The 12,582-nt window shown below is 69.9% G+C and carries 15 protein-coding genes and 1 riboswitch; of the genes, 8 read left to right on the plus strand and 7 right to left on the minus strand.

Going from position 1 to position 12,582, the window contains the following annotated elements; genetic code table 11:
• Window positions 1-72 precede the first annotated feature (72 nt).
• A riboswitch (guanidine-III (ykkC-III) riboswitch) is annotated at window positions 73-140 on the plus strand.
• A 7-nt stretch (window positions 141-147) separates the two neighbouring features.
• Together C4K88_RS11300 and C4K88_RS11305 are read left to right on the plus strand one after the other, a co-directional pair.
• A complete protein-coding gene (locus C4K88_RS11300) occupies window positions 148-462 on the plus strand; it encodes a DMT family transporter (RefSeq protein WP_104121700.1) in 315 nt (104 codons plus the stop codon).
• A gap of 163 nt (window positions 463-625) precedes the next feature.
• Window positions 626-1,042 carry a hypothetical protein gene (locus tag C4K88_RS11305; protein ID WP_104121701.1) on the plus strand — a complete coding sequence of 139 codons (417 nt, stop codon included), beginning with the start codon at window positions 626-628 and terminating at the stop codon, window positions 1,040-1,042.
• A gap of 3 nt (window positions 1,043-1,045) precedes the next feature.
• On the opposite strand, the gene C4K88_RS11310 is transcribed toward C4K88_RS11305, so the two are convergent.
• Window positions 1,046-2,242, minus strand: a complete 1,197-nt coding sequence (locus C4K88_RS11310) for a TerC family protein (protein ID WP_104121702.1) — start codon at window positions 2,240-2,242, stop codon at window positions 1,046-1,048.
• A gap of 118 nt (window positions 2,243-2,360) precedes the next feature.
• On the opposite strand from C4K88_RS11310, the gene C4K88_RS11315 reads away from it, so the two are divergent.
• Entirely contained in the window at window positions 2,361-3,485 is a 1,125-nt protein-coding gene (locus C4K88_RS11315; RefSeq protein WP_104121772.1) for an alcohol dehydrogenase catalytic domain-containing protein, read from the plus strand.
• A gap of 70 nt (window positions 3,486-3,555) precedes the next feature.
• Entirely contained in the window at window positions 3,556-4,419 is an 864-nt protein-coding gene (locus C4K88_RS11320; RefSeq protein WP_104121703.1) for an aldo/keto reductase, read from the plus strand.
• 135 nt (window positions 4,420-4,554) lie between these two features.
• Here the strand turns inward: C4K88_RS11320 and C4K88_RS11325 are convergent, their stop codons facing one another.
• The 3 genes from C4K88_RS11325 to C4K88_RS11335 are packed head-to-tail and all read right to left on the minus strand — an operon-like array spanning window position 4,555 to window position 7,059.
• Window positions 4,555-5,205 (minus strand): cyclase family protein, encoded by a 651-nt coding sequence (locus tag C4K88_RS11325; protein ID WP_104121704.1) that lies wholly within the window; start codon window positions 5,203-5,205, stop codon window positions 4,555-4,557.
• Window positions 5,192-6,607, minus strand: a complete 1,416-nt coding sequence (locus tag C4K88_RS11330) for a purine-cytosine permease family protein (RefSeq protein ID WP_104121705.1) — start codon at window positions 6,605-6,607, stop codon at window positions 5,192-5,194. The genes C4K88_RS11325 and C4K88_RS11330 overlap by 14 nt, the downstream gene beginning before the upstream one ends.
• Window positions 6,604-7,059: a YybH family protein gene (locus C4K88_RS11335; RefSeq protein WP_104121706.1), complete on the minus strand. Its 456-nt coding sequence runs from the start codon at window positions 7,057-7,059 to the stop codon at window positions 6,604-6,606. Before C4K88_RS11335 ends, C4K88_RS11330 begins: the two co-directional genes overlap by 4 nt.
• Window positions 7,060-7,197: 138 nt before the next feature.
• Between C4K88_RS11335 and C4K88_RS11340 the strand changes: the two genes are divergently transcribed.
• Window positions 7,198-7,896, plus strand: a complete 699-nt coding sequence (locus tag C4K88_RS11340) for an SDR family oxidoreductase (RefSeq protein WP_104121707.1) — start codon at window positions 7,198-7,200, stop codon at window positions 7,894-7,896.
• 75 nt (window positions 7,897-7,971) lie between these two features.
• Here C4K88_RS11340 and C4K88_RS11345 read toward each other — a convergent pair whose 3' ends face one another.
• From C4K88_RS11345 to C4K88_RS11355, 3 genes are all read right to left on the minus strand, one after another.
• Window positions 7,972-8,721, minus strand: coding sequence for a YqjF family protein (locus C4K88_RS11345; RefSeq protein ID WP_241521845.1), 750 nt, complete (start codon window positions 8,719-8,721; stop codon window positions 7,972-7,974).
• Window positions 8,718-9,881 carry a glycoside hydrolase family 26 protein gene (locus C4K88_RS11350; RefSeq protein ID WP_241521846.1) on the minus strand — a complete coding sequence of 388 codons (1,164 nt, stop codon included), beginning with the start codon at window positions 9,879-9,881 and terminating at the stop codon, window positions 8,718-8,720. Before C4K88_RS11350 ends, C4K88_RS11345 begins: the two co-directional genes overlap by 4 nt.
• 66 nt (window positions 9,882-9,947) lie before the next feature.
• Window positions 9,948-11,015, minus strand: coding sequence for a spore photoproduct lyase family protein (locus tag C4K88_RS11355; protein WP_104121708.1), 1,068 nt, complete (start codon window positions 11,013-11,015; stop codon window positions 9,948-9,950).
• A gap of 128 nt (window positions 11,016-11,143) precedes the next feature.
• On the opposite strand from C4K88_RS11355, the gene C4K88_RS11360 reads away from it, so the two are divergent.
• The 3 genes from C4K88_RS11360 (at window position 11,144) to C4K88_RS11370 (ending at window position 12,485) form a co-directional block, all read left to right on the plus strand.
• Window positions 11,144-11,563 (plus strand): DUF1801 domain-containing protein, encoded by a 420-nt coding sequence (locus tag C4K88_RS11360; RefSeq protein WP_104121709.1) that lies wholly within the window; start codon window positions 11,144-11,146, stop codon window positions 11,561-11,563.
• A 183-nt stretch (window positions 11,564-11,746) separates the two neighbouring features.
• A complete protein-coding gene (locus C4K88_RS11365) occupies window positions 11,747-11,959 on the plus strand; it encodes a hypothetical protein (protein WP_104121710.1) in 213 nt (70 codons plus the stop codon).
• Window positions 11,960-12,128: 169 nt separating this feature from the next.
• Window positions 12,129-12,485, plus strand: a complete 357-nt coding sequence (locus C4K88_RS11370) for a hypothetical protein (RefSeq protein ID WP_146065673.1) — start codon at window positions 12,129-12,131, stop codon at window positions 12,483-12,485.
• Window positions 12,486-12,582 lie beyond the last annotated feature (97 nt).

A 12,582-nucleotide genomic window follows, 5' to 3' on the forward strand; every position in this document is an offset into this window, starting at 1 on the left:
TACCCTGCAGCCGCAGCGCCCGCCCGGAGCGGATCCGCCCTCCCCCGGCCAGTCATCCGTGACAGCATGGACGGTGAAGCGCATGCTGCTGCTTCCCGGACGAGGGGTGCCGTACCCGGTGTGCGACAAGACGGCCCAGAGAGAATCATGGCCTGGCTCGTCCTCATCATCTCCGGAGTCCTCGAAGCCGTCTGGGCCACCGCCCTCGGCAAATCCGACGGATTCACCCGACTCGCACCGACCGTGGTGTTCGGCGTCGCCATCGCCGCCAGCATGGCCGGCCTCGCCTACGCGATGCGGACCCTGCCCGTCGGGACCGCCTATGCGGTCTGGGTGGGCATCGGCGCGTCCCTGACCGTCGTCTATGCGATGGCGACCGGCACCGAGCCGGCGTCGCTTCTGAAGATCGTGTTCCTGCTGATGATCGTCGGCGGCGTCGTCGGACTGAAACTCGTGCACTGACGGACCTCATCCGACGGCATTTCCTCGCTTTCGTCGGGGAAATACCCGGTTCCGCTTGAGGCTCGCGTCTGCCCTTGCGCCAAAACAGAGTCCGGATGCCCGGTTCAGTTGACTTCCGCCCGACAGGATCGGGGAAAGCCCCGACGGGGCACCGACAAGGGGGATGAGCAGGATGCAGCATGAGGACACGCTGATGGCCATGGAGTTCGCCGGGCTGTCCGCCTACGAGACGTGGATGCACTACTGCAACATGGGGGGCGCGGCCGGCTACTTCGACTTCGACGCCTACCTCCACGGGTTCGTCGACCTCGACGCGGAGGACGCCGACGTCGTCTCGCAGGCCGTCAACGAACTGATCGACGACGTCCTCCCCGTCGATCAGTCCCCCATCACGCGTGCCCCCTACTCGTGGACCGGATGCCCGGGCCCTGCGGCCGCGGGGCGGGGCGACGACGGCGTCCCGGCCCACGACCTGATCCTGTACCCCGGCGTCCCGCTGCCGCCCGGTTCCCCGCGGGACCTGCTCGGCGAGATCCTGGGGTGCGGCATGGTCGGCCGGTCCGCGGGCGGGCGGGCGTAGGCCCTACGCGCGCGGCTCCCGTTCGAGCGCGGCGTCGTGCTCGGCATGGGCTTTGCGGATCAGTTCCATGAACTCGGTCTCGTTCCGGATGAGGCGCTTGTACTTCTCCGGCAGCGCCCGCAGGTCCTTCTCCTCGGCGCACAGCCGCGCGAAGATCTTCTCGCGCTCGTCCATGTCCGTCTCGTAGGTGAGGTCCAGGTACTCGGTGGCGTGCCGCTTCGCGCCGGAGATCTCGTTCTTCGCCCGCCCCTTGGGGCTCAGCACGGAGGCCAGGACGGTCACGATGAGCACTCCGAGGATGACGGTCAGGGAGAGCCCGGTACTGATCTCGACCACCTCGACGGGCTCGCCGCCGTTGATGAACGGCAGGGTGTTCTCGTGCAGGGCGTGGAGGATGAGCTTCACGCCGATGAACCCGAGGATCACGGCGAGGCCGTAGGAGAGGTAGATCAGGCGGTCCAGGAGTTCGTCGATCAGGAAGTACAGCTGCCGCAGGCCCATGAGCGAGAAGGCCGTGGCGGTGAACACGATGAACGTGTTCTGCGTCAGCCCGAAGATCGCCGGGATGGAGTCGAGGGCGAAGAGGATGTCCGTGCCGCCGATCGCGACCATGACCAGCAGCATCGGGGTGAGGACGCGCTTGCCGTCCACGATCGTGGTCAGCCTGTCGCCGTCGTAGTGTTCGGACGCCGGGAGGAATCGCTTCGCGAGCCGGATGATGAGGCTGTCACCGGCGTCTTCGTGCCCGTCCGGCTTGAGCAGGTTCCCGGCGGTGAGCAGGAGGATCAGGCCGAAGATGTAGAACACCCAGGCGAAGCTGTTGATCAGCGCCGCCCCGAGGAAGATGAACCCGGTGCGGGCGATCAGCGCGAAGACGATGCCGAAGAGCAGCACCTTCTGCTGGTCCGCGCGGGGCACCCTGAAGCTCGACATGATGATGAGGAAGACGAACAGATTGTCCACGGAGAGCGCCTTCTCCGTGACGTACCCGGCGAAGTACTCGGTGCCCATGGTCGACCCGCCGAAGACCAGGACGCCGACGCCGAACAATAGCGCGAGGCCCACGTAGATCGAGGACCAGATCGCCGACTCGCGCAGCGTGGGGGTGTGCGCCTTGCGGACGTGGAAGAAGAAGTCGAACAGCAGCAACCCCACGATGCCGATGATGGTGCCGACCCAGACGTAGAACGGTACTTCCATGCTGCGCGTCTCCCTCCATTGGTGGTGCTGCTCTTCGATTGTCCTGCTAACGGTACGTGCACGCCCCTAGACTGACGCAGTCCCTATTCCGATGACGAGGATTGCCATGAGCCCGATGATGCGCACTGCGGTGCTTCGCTCCACCGACCGGCCCGCTCCCTATGCGGCGAGCACCCCGCTGTCCCTGGAATCGGTGCCCGTCCCCGAGCCGCGTCCGGGGGAACTGCTCGTGCGGATCGCCCGGGCGAGCCTGTGCCACTCGGATCTGTCCGTCATCAACGGGTCCCGCATCCGCCCCCTGCCGATGGCACTCGGCCACGAGGCGACCGGCGTCGTCGAGGGTGTCGGCGACGGCGTCGGCGACGTGCGGGTCGGCGACCACGTGGTGCTCGTCTTCGTGCCCGCCTGCGGAGCGTGCCGCGCCTGCTCGGCCGGACGACCGGCGCTCTGCTACCGGGGGGCGGAATCCAACGGCAGCGGCGACCTGCTGCACGGGCCCGCCCTGCTGCGCGACGCCGACGGCGGGCGCATCAACCACCACCTCGGCGTCTCCGCGTTCGCGCAGTACGCCGTCGTGGCCCGCGAATCGGTGGTCGTGATCGACGACGACGTCCCGTTCGACGTCGCCGCCATGTTCGGCTGCGCGGCCCTCACCGGGATCGGTGCCGTCCTGAACACGGCCGCCGTCCGGGAGGGGCAGTCGGTCGTCGTCTTCGGCCTCGGCGCCGTGGGCCTCATGGCCGTGATGGCCGCGGCCCAGATCCCCGGCACCACCGTCGTCGCGATCGACCCCCTCGCCGCCAAGCAGGAGCTCGGCCTGCGCTGCGGCGCGCAGCACGCGGGCCCCCCGGAGGAGGCTGCCGACCTGGTGCAGCGCGTCACGGACGGCGGGGCCGACGTCGTGATCGAGGCGGTGGGGAGCGCCCGGGTGATGGAGGCTGGCCTCGGGCTGCTCGCCCGGGGCGGCGCCCTCGTGTCCGTGGGCCTGCCGCACCCCGACCAGGAGCTCTCCACCCAGGCCCTGCAGTTCGCCGGGCTGGGGCGCCGCCTCCTCGGCTCCTACATGGGGGACGCCGTCCCGGAGCGGGACATCCCCTCCTACCTGGAGCTGTGGCGGCAGGGACGCCTCCCGGTCGAGCTCCTCCACACGGACACCCGGCCGCTCGAGGACCTCAACGAGAGCCTCGACGCGCTCGCCGAGGGACGGGTGGTACGACGGATCTTCACGCTCGACCAGCCCTGAGGATTGTTCACCGCGGACAGTAAAGCCTGCTTACCATGTGGGCGGCACGTCTATCCGAAGGAGAACGACAATGCAGCAACGCTCGCTCGGCGGTACCCCGGTCAGCGCCCTCGGCCTGGGCGGCATGCCCATGTCCATCGAGGGACGTCCCGACGAGGACCGCTCCCTCCGCACCATCCACGCGGCGCTCGACGCCGGCGTCACCCTGATCGACACCGCGGACGCCTACCACCGCGACGCGGACGACGTCGGCCACAACGAACTGCTGATCGCCAAGGCCCTGGCGCACTACGGCGGGGACAGCTCCGGCGTCCTCGTGGCCACCAAGGGCGGGCATCTGCGGCCGGGTGACGGCTCGTGGACCCTGAACGGCCGTCCGGAGTACCTGAAGGAGGCCGCGAAGGCCTCCCTCAAGCGCCTCGGTGGGGACGCGATCGGCCTCTACCAGTTCCACCGGCCGGACCCCGAGGTCCCCTACGAGGACTCGGTCGGCGCCCTCAAGGAGCTGCTGGACGAGGGCGTCATCCGTCTGGCGGGCATCTCGAACGCCACCGTGCACCAGATCCGGAAGGCGAACGAGATCCTCGGCGGCTCCCTGGCCTCGGTGCAGAACCAGTTCTCCCCCGCGTTCCGGTCGAGCGAGGACGAGCTCCGCTACTGCGGGGAGAACGGCATCGCGTTCCTGCCCTGGAGCCCGCTCGGCGGCATCCAGAAGGCCGGCGGTCTCGGTGAGCAGTTCACGCCCTTCCAGGAGGTGGCCGACGCACACGGCGTCAGTCCCCAGCAGGTGTGCCTGGCGTGGGAGCTCGCCCTGGCGCCGACGGTTCTCCCCATCCCGGGCGCGTCCCGACCCGAGAGCATCCAGGATTCGGCTCGCGCCGTGGAGCTCGAACTGACCGACGACGAGATCGCGCTGCTCTCCAGCACCGACTGACGGCACAAGATCGGGTCCCTGGCCGGGACCGCCGCGGCGGCTGCACAGACCCGGGGGAACGCCCCACCGGGTCTGCGCCGCCGCGCCGGGTGCACCGACCCCGGAGCGACGCCGCGCCGGGTGCACCGGTCCGGGCTATCCGCCCGGCTGCATCGCGACGGCGCGGATCGGCGCGCCGTCCGTTCCGGCGAGGGCCAGCGGGAGGACCGACACCAGCGGGCGGTCCCAGGTGACCTGCGCCAGGTTCGTGAGGTTCTCGACGATCACGCCGTCCGCCCCGAGGAAGACGGCGTGGAACGGCAGCTCATCGTCGTTGTCGAGGGTGGCGTCAGGGTTGAGGGTGTCCACGCCGACGACGGTGATTCCGGCCTCGAGCAGCCGCTCGGCCACCTCGGCCGCGAGGACCGGGTGCTCGAGGTAGCGGTCCGAACCGAAGTGCTCGGACCAGTCGGTACGGAACAGCACCATGGCGATGCCGTCGAGGTCCTGGAGCTGGTCCGCCACCGAGGACCACTCGATCGTCGCGCGGGCGGCCAGGCCCGTGCAGCGCACGATCCTCGCGGGCCCGACGAGCCGGCCGAGGTCGATCCCGTCCACGGCCCGGCCGCCGGGGATCGAGTGGAGGGGCGCGTCGAGGTGGGTGCCCGTATGGGAGCCTGCGTGGAGGGACGCCACCTGGTAGCCGTCCTCGACGACGGTGGCCACGGTGGTCAGCGTGACCTCGGGGTCCCCGGGATAGACCTGCATCCCGGTGTGGATCGGCTGCGAGAGGTCAACGATCCGCACGCTCGGGGCTCCCGTCCGGCAGGTCGAGGAGGTGGGTGTGGGGCCGCCGCGTGCGGTCGATCCGCTTCGTGGCCGCAGCCCAGGCCCAGTACAGCAGGGCCGAGAGCACGAAGGTGGGGATCGTGGCGCCGATGGGGCTCGGGACTCGGTAGGTCAGCAGCAGGGAGGTGCCCGCCCCGATCAGCCACACCAGCACGGCGGCGACGTTCACCCCGCCGCGGTACCAGTACTCCCCGCCGCGGGCGCGCAGGATGTCGCGTCCGTAGTGGCGCGACTTCACAAGGTAGTAGTCGACGAGCATGACGGCGAAGACCGGGATGAACAGGGCACCGATCACCGTCAGGAAGGCGGTGAACCGGTCGAGGAGGGCCAGCCAGGTGGAGCCGAGGATCGAGACCGCACCGAGGACGATCGCCGTCGGCAGGAATGTGATGCGACGCGACGGCGCCATGTTCACCACGGAGGCGACCATCCCGTAGACCACCATCGTGTTCGTGGCCATGACGGACAGGAAGATCACGACGGCGAGCGGCGCACCGAACGCCGCGACGATCACGGTGGGGTCGAAGGGCACGGCCTCGCCGCCGTCGAGCACCACGTAGCCGATGGCCGTGGCGCCGAGGGTCATGGCGAGGACCGTGGACAGCACGTAGCCCACACCGGACCCGATCATCCCGGCCGACTGCGTGCGGGCGAGACGGTTGAACTCGGCGGAGAGGACGGTCCAGGAGATGGCGGTCGCGATGACGACGTCGAGCGTGGCCACGGGCGTCCACCCGGCGGCGGCGTCCGGCGGGATCGAGGCGAAGTCCGAGGGACTGTACGCGAGGAACGCCGTGGTGAAGATGTAGGCCATGAAGGCGAGGATCACGAGGGCGAGCCACGGCTCCACGCGGGCGATGCCCGTGTGGCCGAAGATCGCGAGGCAGACCACGAGCAGCTGGCAGAGGACGGAGAACAGGACGGGGCTGGAGAATCCGGTGGCCTGCTCGACGAGGAAGTTGACCGTGACCCCGGCGAGCATCGCCTGGACCCAGCTCCAGCCCATCAGGATGATCACGTTCGCGGCGACCGGGAGGAAGGATCCGCGGAGCCCGAAGGAGCCCTTCGTGAGCGACATGGTGGCCAGGCCGGTCCGGGTGCCCATGTTCCCGACCAGCACCAGCACCGAGCCGCCGATCAGGGTGCCGAGGACGATCATGCCGACCGCGAGGCCCCAGCTGATGCCCGGGACGAAGAGGGTCCCGGTGAGCAGGGTGGTCACGACCAGGTTGGCGGCGAGCCAGATCATGCCCATCCGGGCGGTCCCGAGCGTGCCGCGCAGCGGGCCGTAGCCGTCGGAGTTCTTGTCGAGGTGGTCGGACAGGCGGCGGTACGCCGAGGTCCGGGTGTCCTGGGTCATGCCGCGCTCTCTTCCATGGGGCCCTCGGGGGCGGGACTCAGGTGTTCGTGGACGGCCTCGATCGAGGACCCCGTGCGGCGGAACACGATCGTCTCGCGCTCGCTGGTCGTCTCGCCCGCGCCGCCGACCGACGTCGTCGTCCGGACGTGATGGCTGAACACGGCCGTGGTCCCGAACACCTGGACGCGCGGGTCACTGCTGATGCACTCCGTCACCCGCCAGCCGTCGGCGATCCATCCGGCCCACAGCTCCTCGTAGGCCGCCCTGTCCTCGAGCCGGCGGGGCTCGGGGTGGAAGACGAAGGTGGCATCCGGGGCGAAGCACCGGAAGTAGGCCTCGGTGTCCGTCGCGCGGAACGCGGCGACGAGCGCGTCAGCCGCCGCGAGGACCTCGCCGTCCGCGAGGACCTCGCCGTCCGTGAGGACCTCTTGGGGTGGATTCAGGTCAGGCATGTGCCCTCTCATCTCTCGAAGTTGTCCCCCAGTGAACTTTTGTTGTCAAGCGAGTGTGTGTGACGTGGACTTCATTGTCAACGCAGGACCATCCGAGCCGAGCCCCGGAGGGACGAGGCGCATTGCTAGGGTGAGGGCATGTCCTCCTCTCCCGTCGCCCTCATCACGGGCGCCTCCCGCGGCATCGGCCGTGCCATCGCCGACGAGCTCGGCACCACGCACCACCTGCTGCTCGGCGGACGCGACCTGACCGCCCTCGCGGAGCTGTCGTCGTCGTTCCCCTCGGCCGAGCCGTTCGCAGCCGAACTGCGCGATTCCGGCCAGGTGGCCGCGGCGGTCGCCGGCATCCCCCGCCTCGATGTCCTCGTCCACTCGGCGGGCGTCCTCCGGATGGGCTCGGTGGCGGAACTGTCCGACGACGCCTGGCGGGAGAGCTTCGAGGTGAACGTGTTCGCCGTCGCCTCCCTGACGCGGGTGCTGCTGCCGGCCCTGCGCGCCGCCGGCGGTCAGGTGGTCACCATCAACAGCGGCTCCGGCTACAGTTCCGGGGCCGGCTCCGCCGCCTACAGCGGCACCAAGTTCGCGCTCCGCGCCCTCACGGACGCCCTGCGCGAGGAGGAACGCGGGCACGGCGTGCGGGTCAGCTCCATCCACCCCGGCAGGGTGGCCACCGACATGCAGGAGGAACTGCATGCCTGGGAGGGCAGGGACTACCGGCCCGAGGCGTGGATCCAGCCGGACCAGGTGGCCCGGGCCGTGCGCCTCGCCGTGGACGCGACCCGCGAGTCGACGATCGAGACCCTGAGCATCCGGCCCTCGGGCATCGCACTCGCGTAACCGGCTCCGGCCGGCCGTCGGCTGCCCCGCGTCGAGGCGCCGGCCGGCCGCGCCTGGCCCGGCTGCGCGCGGCGGTCACCCGGGGCGGACCACGCGGGGCTTCCCGAACTGTGTCTGCACGCCCGGCGAGAACAGGACGGACTCCGGGGGCCCCTCCACGAACAGCCCCGCCGCGGCGAGCAGCCCGTCGTCGAGCTCCGTGACGGTGGCGGGGTGGAGCGGCCACGGCGTGTGCGTGTTCGGGATGTAGAGGGTCCGTCCGGCGAGGACGCTGTGCAGCCCGAAGCGCGCGGTGAGCTCCAGCGAGAGCGTGTCCTTCGCCGTCGTGCCGCGGTCCGGTCGCACGGCGAAGCGGGAGGAGGCCTGCCGCCGGTACCGGACGACGTCGTACCCGTACTCCCGGCGCGCATCGTCCCCGCGTACGAGCGGTGCGCACTTCGACCACACGTACGGGATACCGCCGGCGCGGGCGGCGAGGACGACGGCGAGGCGGGAGGCGTCCAGCGTCACGAACACCACGCCGCGGGTGCCGTCGGGGCCACGTGAGTAGAGCCGGACGTTGATCTCGGTGAAGGACCCGAAGTACGGCACGGGCCGGCCCCGGCCCAGCCCGGCACCGACCATCCGGAAGCCGATCAGTCCCACCCAGGACGAGCCGTCCACCTCGTCCGGCACGACGCCAGGCGGCATGAACCCGGCGACGGCCGCGGCGTCGATCCGCCAGTGCAGGAAGACGGCGTCCGCCCAGTACTGGTCCATGATCACGGGACGGGGCAGCTCCGGGGCGAGATGCCGGTCCGGCTCCTGATGATGGTCGGTGGTCATGACAGCGGCTCCCCGCAGTCCTCGGGTTCGTCGGCGAAGCGGTACCAGTCGGGCAGCGCGGCCGTGAATTCGGCCCGGACGGCCGGATCCTCGACGACGGTCCAGTCCACGACCGATCCCACCTCGGGTTCCACTTTCGTCCACTCGAACCAGTTGACCATCGCCAGCTGCGGGAAGCGCTCCCGGACGGTCGGGTCGAAGACCTGCTGCCACCAGGCACGCTTGATGTTCAGGGTCCGCAGATCGCCGATGCCGTCACCGACGAGCGCTGCGGTCTCCGGGATGGCGACGGGCTTGCCGTGGCCGACGCCGTAGTCCGCATAGAAGTCCGGGAGCATCGACTCGTCGCCGTTGGCGCCGTCGTAGGTGCCCGTGAGCTGGGCCGCGAACTTGCCGTCCTCCGGCATCTCGCTCTCGCCCCAGGGGTAGGTGCTCCCCCAGTGGTAGAGGGACATGCCCACCCAGTCGACGGCGTCGTCGCCGGGGTAGTAGGGCGCGTACGGGTCGTCGGAGACGGTCAGCACGCCGTCCCCGGTGGTGTCGAGCGCCGGGAAGCCGGCACTGCCGGGCAGTGATTCCCGGGCGCCGCCGGCGAAGGGGTACCCGCCGCCGTAGTTCGGCGCCCACATCATCGCCGACCCCGGCGCGTCCCGGTGGACGGCGTCGGCCACGCGGCGGAAGGCCGCGATGTACTCGCCGGGCTGCTGCCCCCAGGGGTACCAGGAGCCGTTCATCTCGTGGGCGAATCTCACGATGACCGGCACGCCGCCGGCATTGAAGCCGTCGAGCAGGGCCGCGAGTTCCCCGGCGCGCGCGTCGGTGACCGCGGCCAGCCCGTGCACGGGCTCCAGCGTCAGCAGGAGCGTGGCTCCCGTCTGCCGCACCTGCTCGGCGGCCGCGGCGATGAGCTCCGGGTCCTCCGGAGCGAAGGGGAAGTCGGCGAAGGTCACGGCGACGGCGGGGCGCTCGCCGAGCTTGTCCGAGTACTCGGCGAGGGTCTCCCTCCCCCACTCCAGGTTGACGCCCATGAGCGTGCCGTCGGCCGGCGCCAGGCTCCGGCCGTCGATGGGGTCGCAGACAGCGGCCGCGGGATTGATGTTGCACGCGCACAGGGACAGGAGCAGCAGCGCCGTGACGAGGCGCGCAAGGTGTGAGACCACGGTGACAATCTACCGTCGGCGGACCCGCGTGCCGGGTGATGAGCGGTTCCCGCGCGGCGGCGGGTCCTAGAAGGCATAGCGGATGCGGCAGTAGGGCAGCTGCTCCCCGGCGAGACGGAGGAACTCGTCGAGATAGCCCCGCTTGTCGTAGGCGACGTAGCGCACGTTCGTGAACCCGTTCTGCGACTGCTTGGTCTCCTGGAGGTCGGGCCGCCAGAGGATCTCCTCGGCCTGCGGATGCCACCCGAGGTTGACCTCGTGCAGCTGCTGGTTGTGGGTCAGGAAGATGACCTCCGCCGCAAGCTGCTTCCTGGCCGCGGGGGACAGGGCGGCGTCGAGCTGGCCGAAGAGTTCGCGCCAGTCCTCCTGCCAGCCGGGCGTGATGATCACCGGGGAGAAATTGACGTGCACCTCGTAGCCCGCCTCCACGAAGTCGTTGATCGCGGCGATCCGCTCCGCAACCGGCGTGGTGCGCACGTCCACGGTGCGGGCGAGCTTCTCGGGCATGAGGGAGAAGCGGATCCGGGTGCGCTCCCGGGGGTCCCAGGCGAGCAGGTCCCGGTTGACGTACTTGGTGGCGAAGGAGAGCTTCGCGGTCGGCAGGTCCCGGTACAGGTCCACGAGGTCCTGCACGTTGTCGCTGACGAGCGCGTCCACCGAGCAGTCGCTGTTCTCACCGATGTCGTACACCCAGGCGTGCTCGTCGCACTGGTTGGGCTCCAGCTTCATGCCCTGGCGCGCCACATGACGTTCCAGATAACCGGTGATCTGGTCGATGTTGGCGAACACCGTGATGGGGTTGCTGTACCCCTTGTGGCGTGGGACGTAGCAGTAGGCGCAGGCCATGGCGCAGCCGTTCGCCGTGGAGGGCGCGATGAAGTCCGCCGACCTCCCGTTGGGTTTCGCGGTGAGCGACTTCTTGACGCCGACGATCAGGGCCTCGGTCTTGATGCGGACCCACCGCCGCACGTTCGCCTCGTCCCCGCTCAGTTCCGGGATGCGCCAGTGGCTCGCCACCTCGACGACGTCGGCATCCGGCCACCGTGCCAGGATCTCCTGGCCGCGGGGCAGGGCCGCCGCGGCCGGCTCGACGTAGATGCGGCTGATCTGGAGCAGCTGGTTGGCCTGGAGCATGCGACCCTTCGTGGTGTCCGTCGTTGCCCCGACAGTAGCCTCCGCCACCGACACTTCCGAGGTGCCGATCGTCCGTCTACTGTGGCTGCACGGGCGCCGTGGGTGCGCCCCGGAAAGGTGGCCCGATCGTGGCCGAACTGCTGACCCAGCCGACGGACGAGGATCCGCGCTCGTTCATCGAGACGGTCCCACATCCCACGCGACGCGCCGACGCGTTGGTCCTGCTCGACCTCATGGGGCGGGTCACGGGTGAGCCGGCCGTCATGTGGGGGCCCTCGATGATCGGATTCGGCCGGTACCACTACCGGTATGCCTCGGCGCGCGAGGGCGACGCCCTGTCCGTCGGGTTCTCACCGCGGACGACGGCGCAGGCGCTCTACGGCCTGCTCGCCGCGCCCGGTGTCGAGGATCTGCTGCCGCACCTCGGCAGGCATCGGCGGGGCGCCGGATGCCTGTACGTCACGTCACTCGCCGGCGTCGACCTCGCCGTCCTCGAGGACCTCGTGCGCCGAGGACACGACTTCATGAGGACGGAGAACTTCACCTGAACGCCGTGGTCCATGGTCCGTGGTCCGTGGGCCGTGGGCCGTGGAAAGGGTTCATCGCTGACGACTCAGAGGAACGACCCGGCCGCCCCGCGGGATCCCTAGTAATCTGAGCGGTAGTTCCCTGCCTCCGACCGGAGAGCACCATGGAGGACGACCTCCTGCTCGGGACGCCGAAAGGAATCAATGAGCGCGAAGGATCCACTGTCGACCCGCTTCATGCAGGCCACGGGCAGGCTGCGCATGTTCTTCGGGCCCGCGCAGCGCGGTAGCACCGCGGGCCCGGTCGTCTATCGCGACGACGAGGCGCATCGGGTGCGGCAGGAGGAGTTGCAGCAGTGGACGGTCGTGCGCAACCCGGACGGGTCGACCTACCTCACCCCGAAGCGGGAGCCATGACGGACGGCGTTGGACGCAGGACCCCTACCCACCGGTAACACGCGACGCCCTGCAGCACGGAATCACCGGCAATCGGCCCGGATGATGGCACACTGTCCCTGTCAATGCCTTTTTCGGCCCCTGCGTTCTGTCGGGGTGCCGTCATCACACCACCCGAGGCCCCGAAGTCATGAGCACACAGTGCCCGCCTGCCACCACGTCCACGAATGAAGCCACACCGCATCGGACCGCGCTCCTCGTGGTGCCCGGCGGTCGGGACGAGCGAGGCAGCGACACCCTCGCCCATCAGCTTGCCGTCGAGACCGACTTCCTGCTCGAGCGCCTCGAGGGGGTGGTCGCACGCCTCGCCGTCGCGCACCGTTCGGGCGCCCGGGACGCCGACACGCAGATGACGGACGACGACGCCTTCGCGTGGGTCCAGCAGTCCATCGAGGACATCGCGGCGACACTGCGCGGACTGACCCTGAAGCGTCCGAGGGAGGATGCGGCCGGAACCTCGCTCCACCCGCTCACCGATCGCCCCTGAGGCGCACCCAAGCAGCACCACCTCGGCGTTGCTGGGCCTATCCTCGCCGTCCGCTCCGGGATGATCGGATGGAAGTAGTCGGGTTGGTCGTCCTCGG

It is taken from the genome of Arthrobacter pityocampae (genome assembly GCF_002927275.1).
In the GTDB taxonomy this organism is placed as follows: domain Bacteria; phylum Actinomycetota; class Actinomycetes; order Actinomycetales; family Micrococcaceae; genus Arthrobacter_D; species Arthrobacter_D pityocampae.

What these genes read in the sequence shown, in the direction of transcription:
- C4K88_RS11320 (WP_104121703.1), top strand. Translation starts at nt 3,556, where the DNA reads ATGCAGCAACGCTCGCTCGGCGGTACCCCGGTCAGCGCCCTCGGCCTG.
- C4K88_RS11330 (WP_104121705.1), bottom strand. Translation starts at nt 6,607, where the DNA reads ATGACCCAGGACACCCGGACCTCGGCGTACCGCCGCCTGTCCGACCAC.
- C4K88_RS11370 (WP_146065673.1), top strand. Translation starts at nt 12,129, where the DNA reads ATGAGCACACAGTGCCCGCCTGCCACCACGTCCACGAATGAAGCCACA.
- C4K88_RS11355 (WP_104121708.1), bottom strand. Translation starts at nt 11,015, where the DNA reads ATGCTCCAGGCCAACCAGCTGCTCCAGATCAGCCGCATCTACGTCGAG.
- C4K88_RS11365 (WP_104121710.1), top strand. Translation starts at nt 11,747, where the DNA reads ATGAGCGCGAAGGATCCACTGTCGACCCGCTTCATGCAGGCCACGGGC.
- C4K88_RS11335 (WP_104121706.1), bottom strand. Translation starts at nt 7,059, where the DNA reads ATGCCTGACCTGAATCCACCCCAAGAGGTCCTCACGGACGGCGAGGTC.
- C4K88_RS11315 (WP_104121772.1), top strand. Translation starts at nt 2,361, where the DNA reads ATGCGCACTGCGGTGCTTCGCTCCACCGACCGGCCCGCTCCCTATGCG.
- C4K88_RS11340 (WP_104121707.1), top strand. Translation starts at nt 7,198, where the DNA reads ATGTCCTCCTCTCCCGTCGCCCTCATCACGGGCGCCTCCCGCGGCATC.
- C4K88_RS11345 (WP_241521845.1), bottom strand. Translation starts at nt 8,721, where the DNA reads ATGACCACCGACCATCATCAGGAGCCGGACCGGCATCTCGCCCCGGAG.
- C4K88_RS11305 (WP_104121701.1), top strand. Translation starts at nt 626, where the DNA reads ATGAGCAGGATGCAGCATGAGGACACGCTGATGGCCATGGAGTTCGCC.
- C4K88_RS11300 (WP_104121700.1), top strand. Translation starts at nt 148, where the DNA reads ATGGCCTGGCTCGTCCTCATCATCTCCGGAGTCCTCGAAGCCGTCTGG.
- C4K88_RS11310 (WP_104121702.1), bottom strand. Translation starts at nt 2,242, where the DNA reads ATGGAAGTACCGTTCTACGTCTGGGTCGGCACCATCATCGGCATCGTG.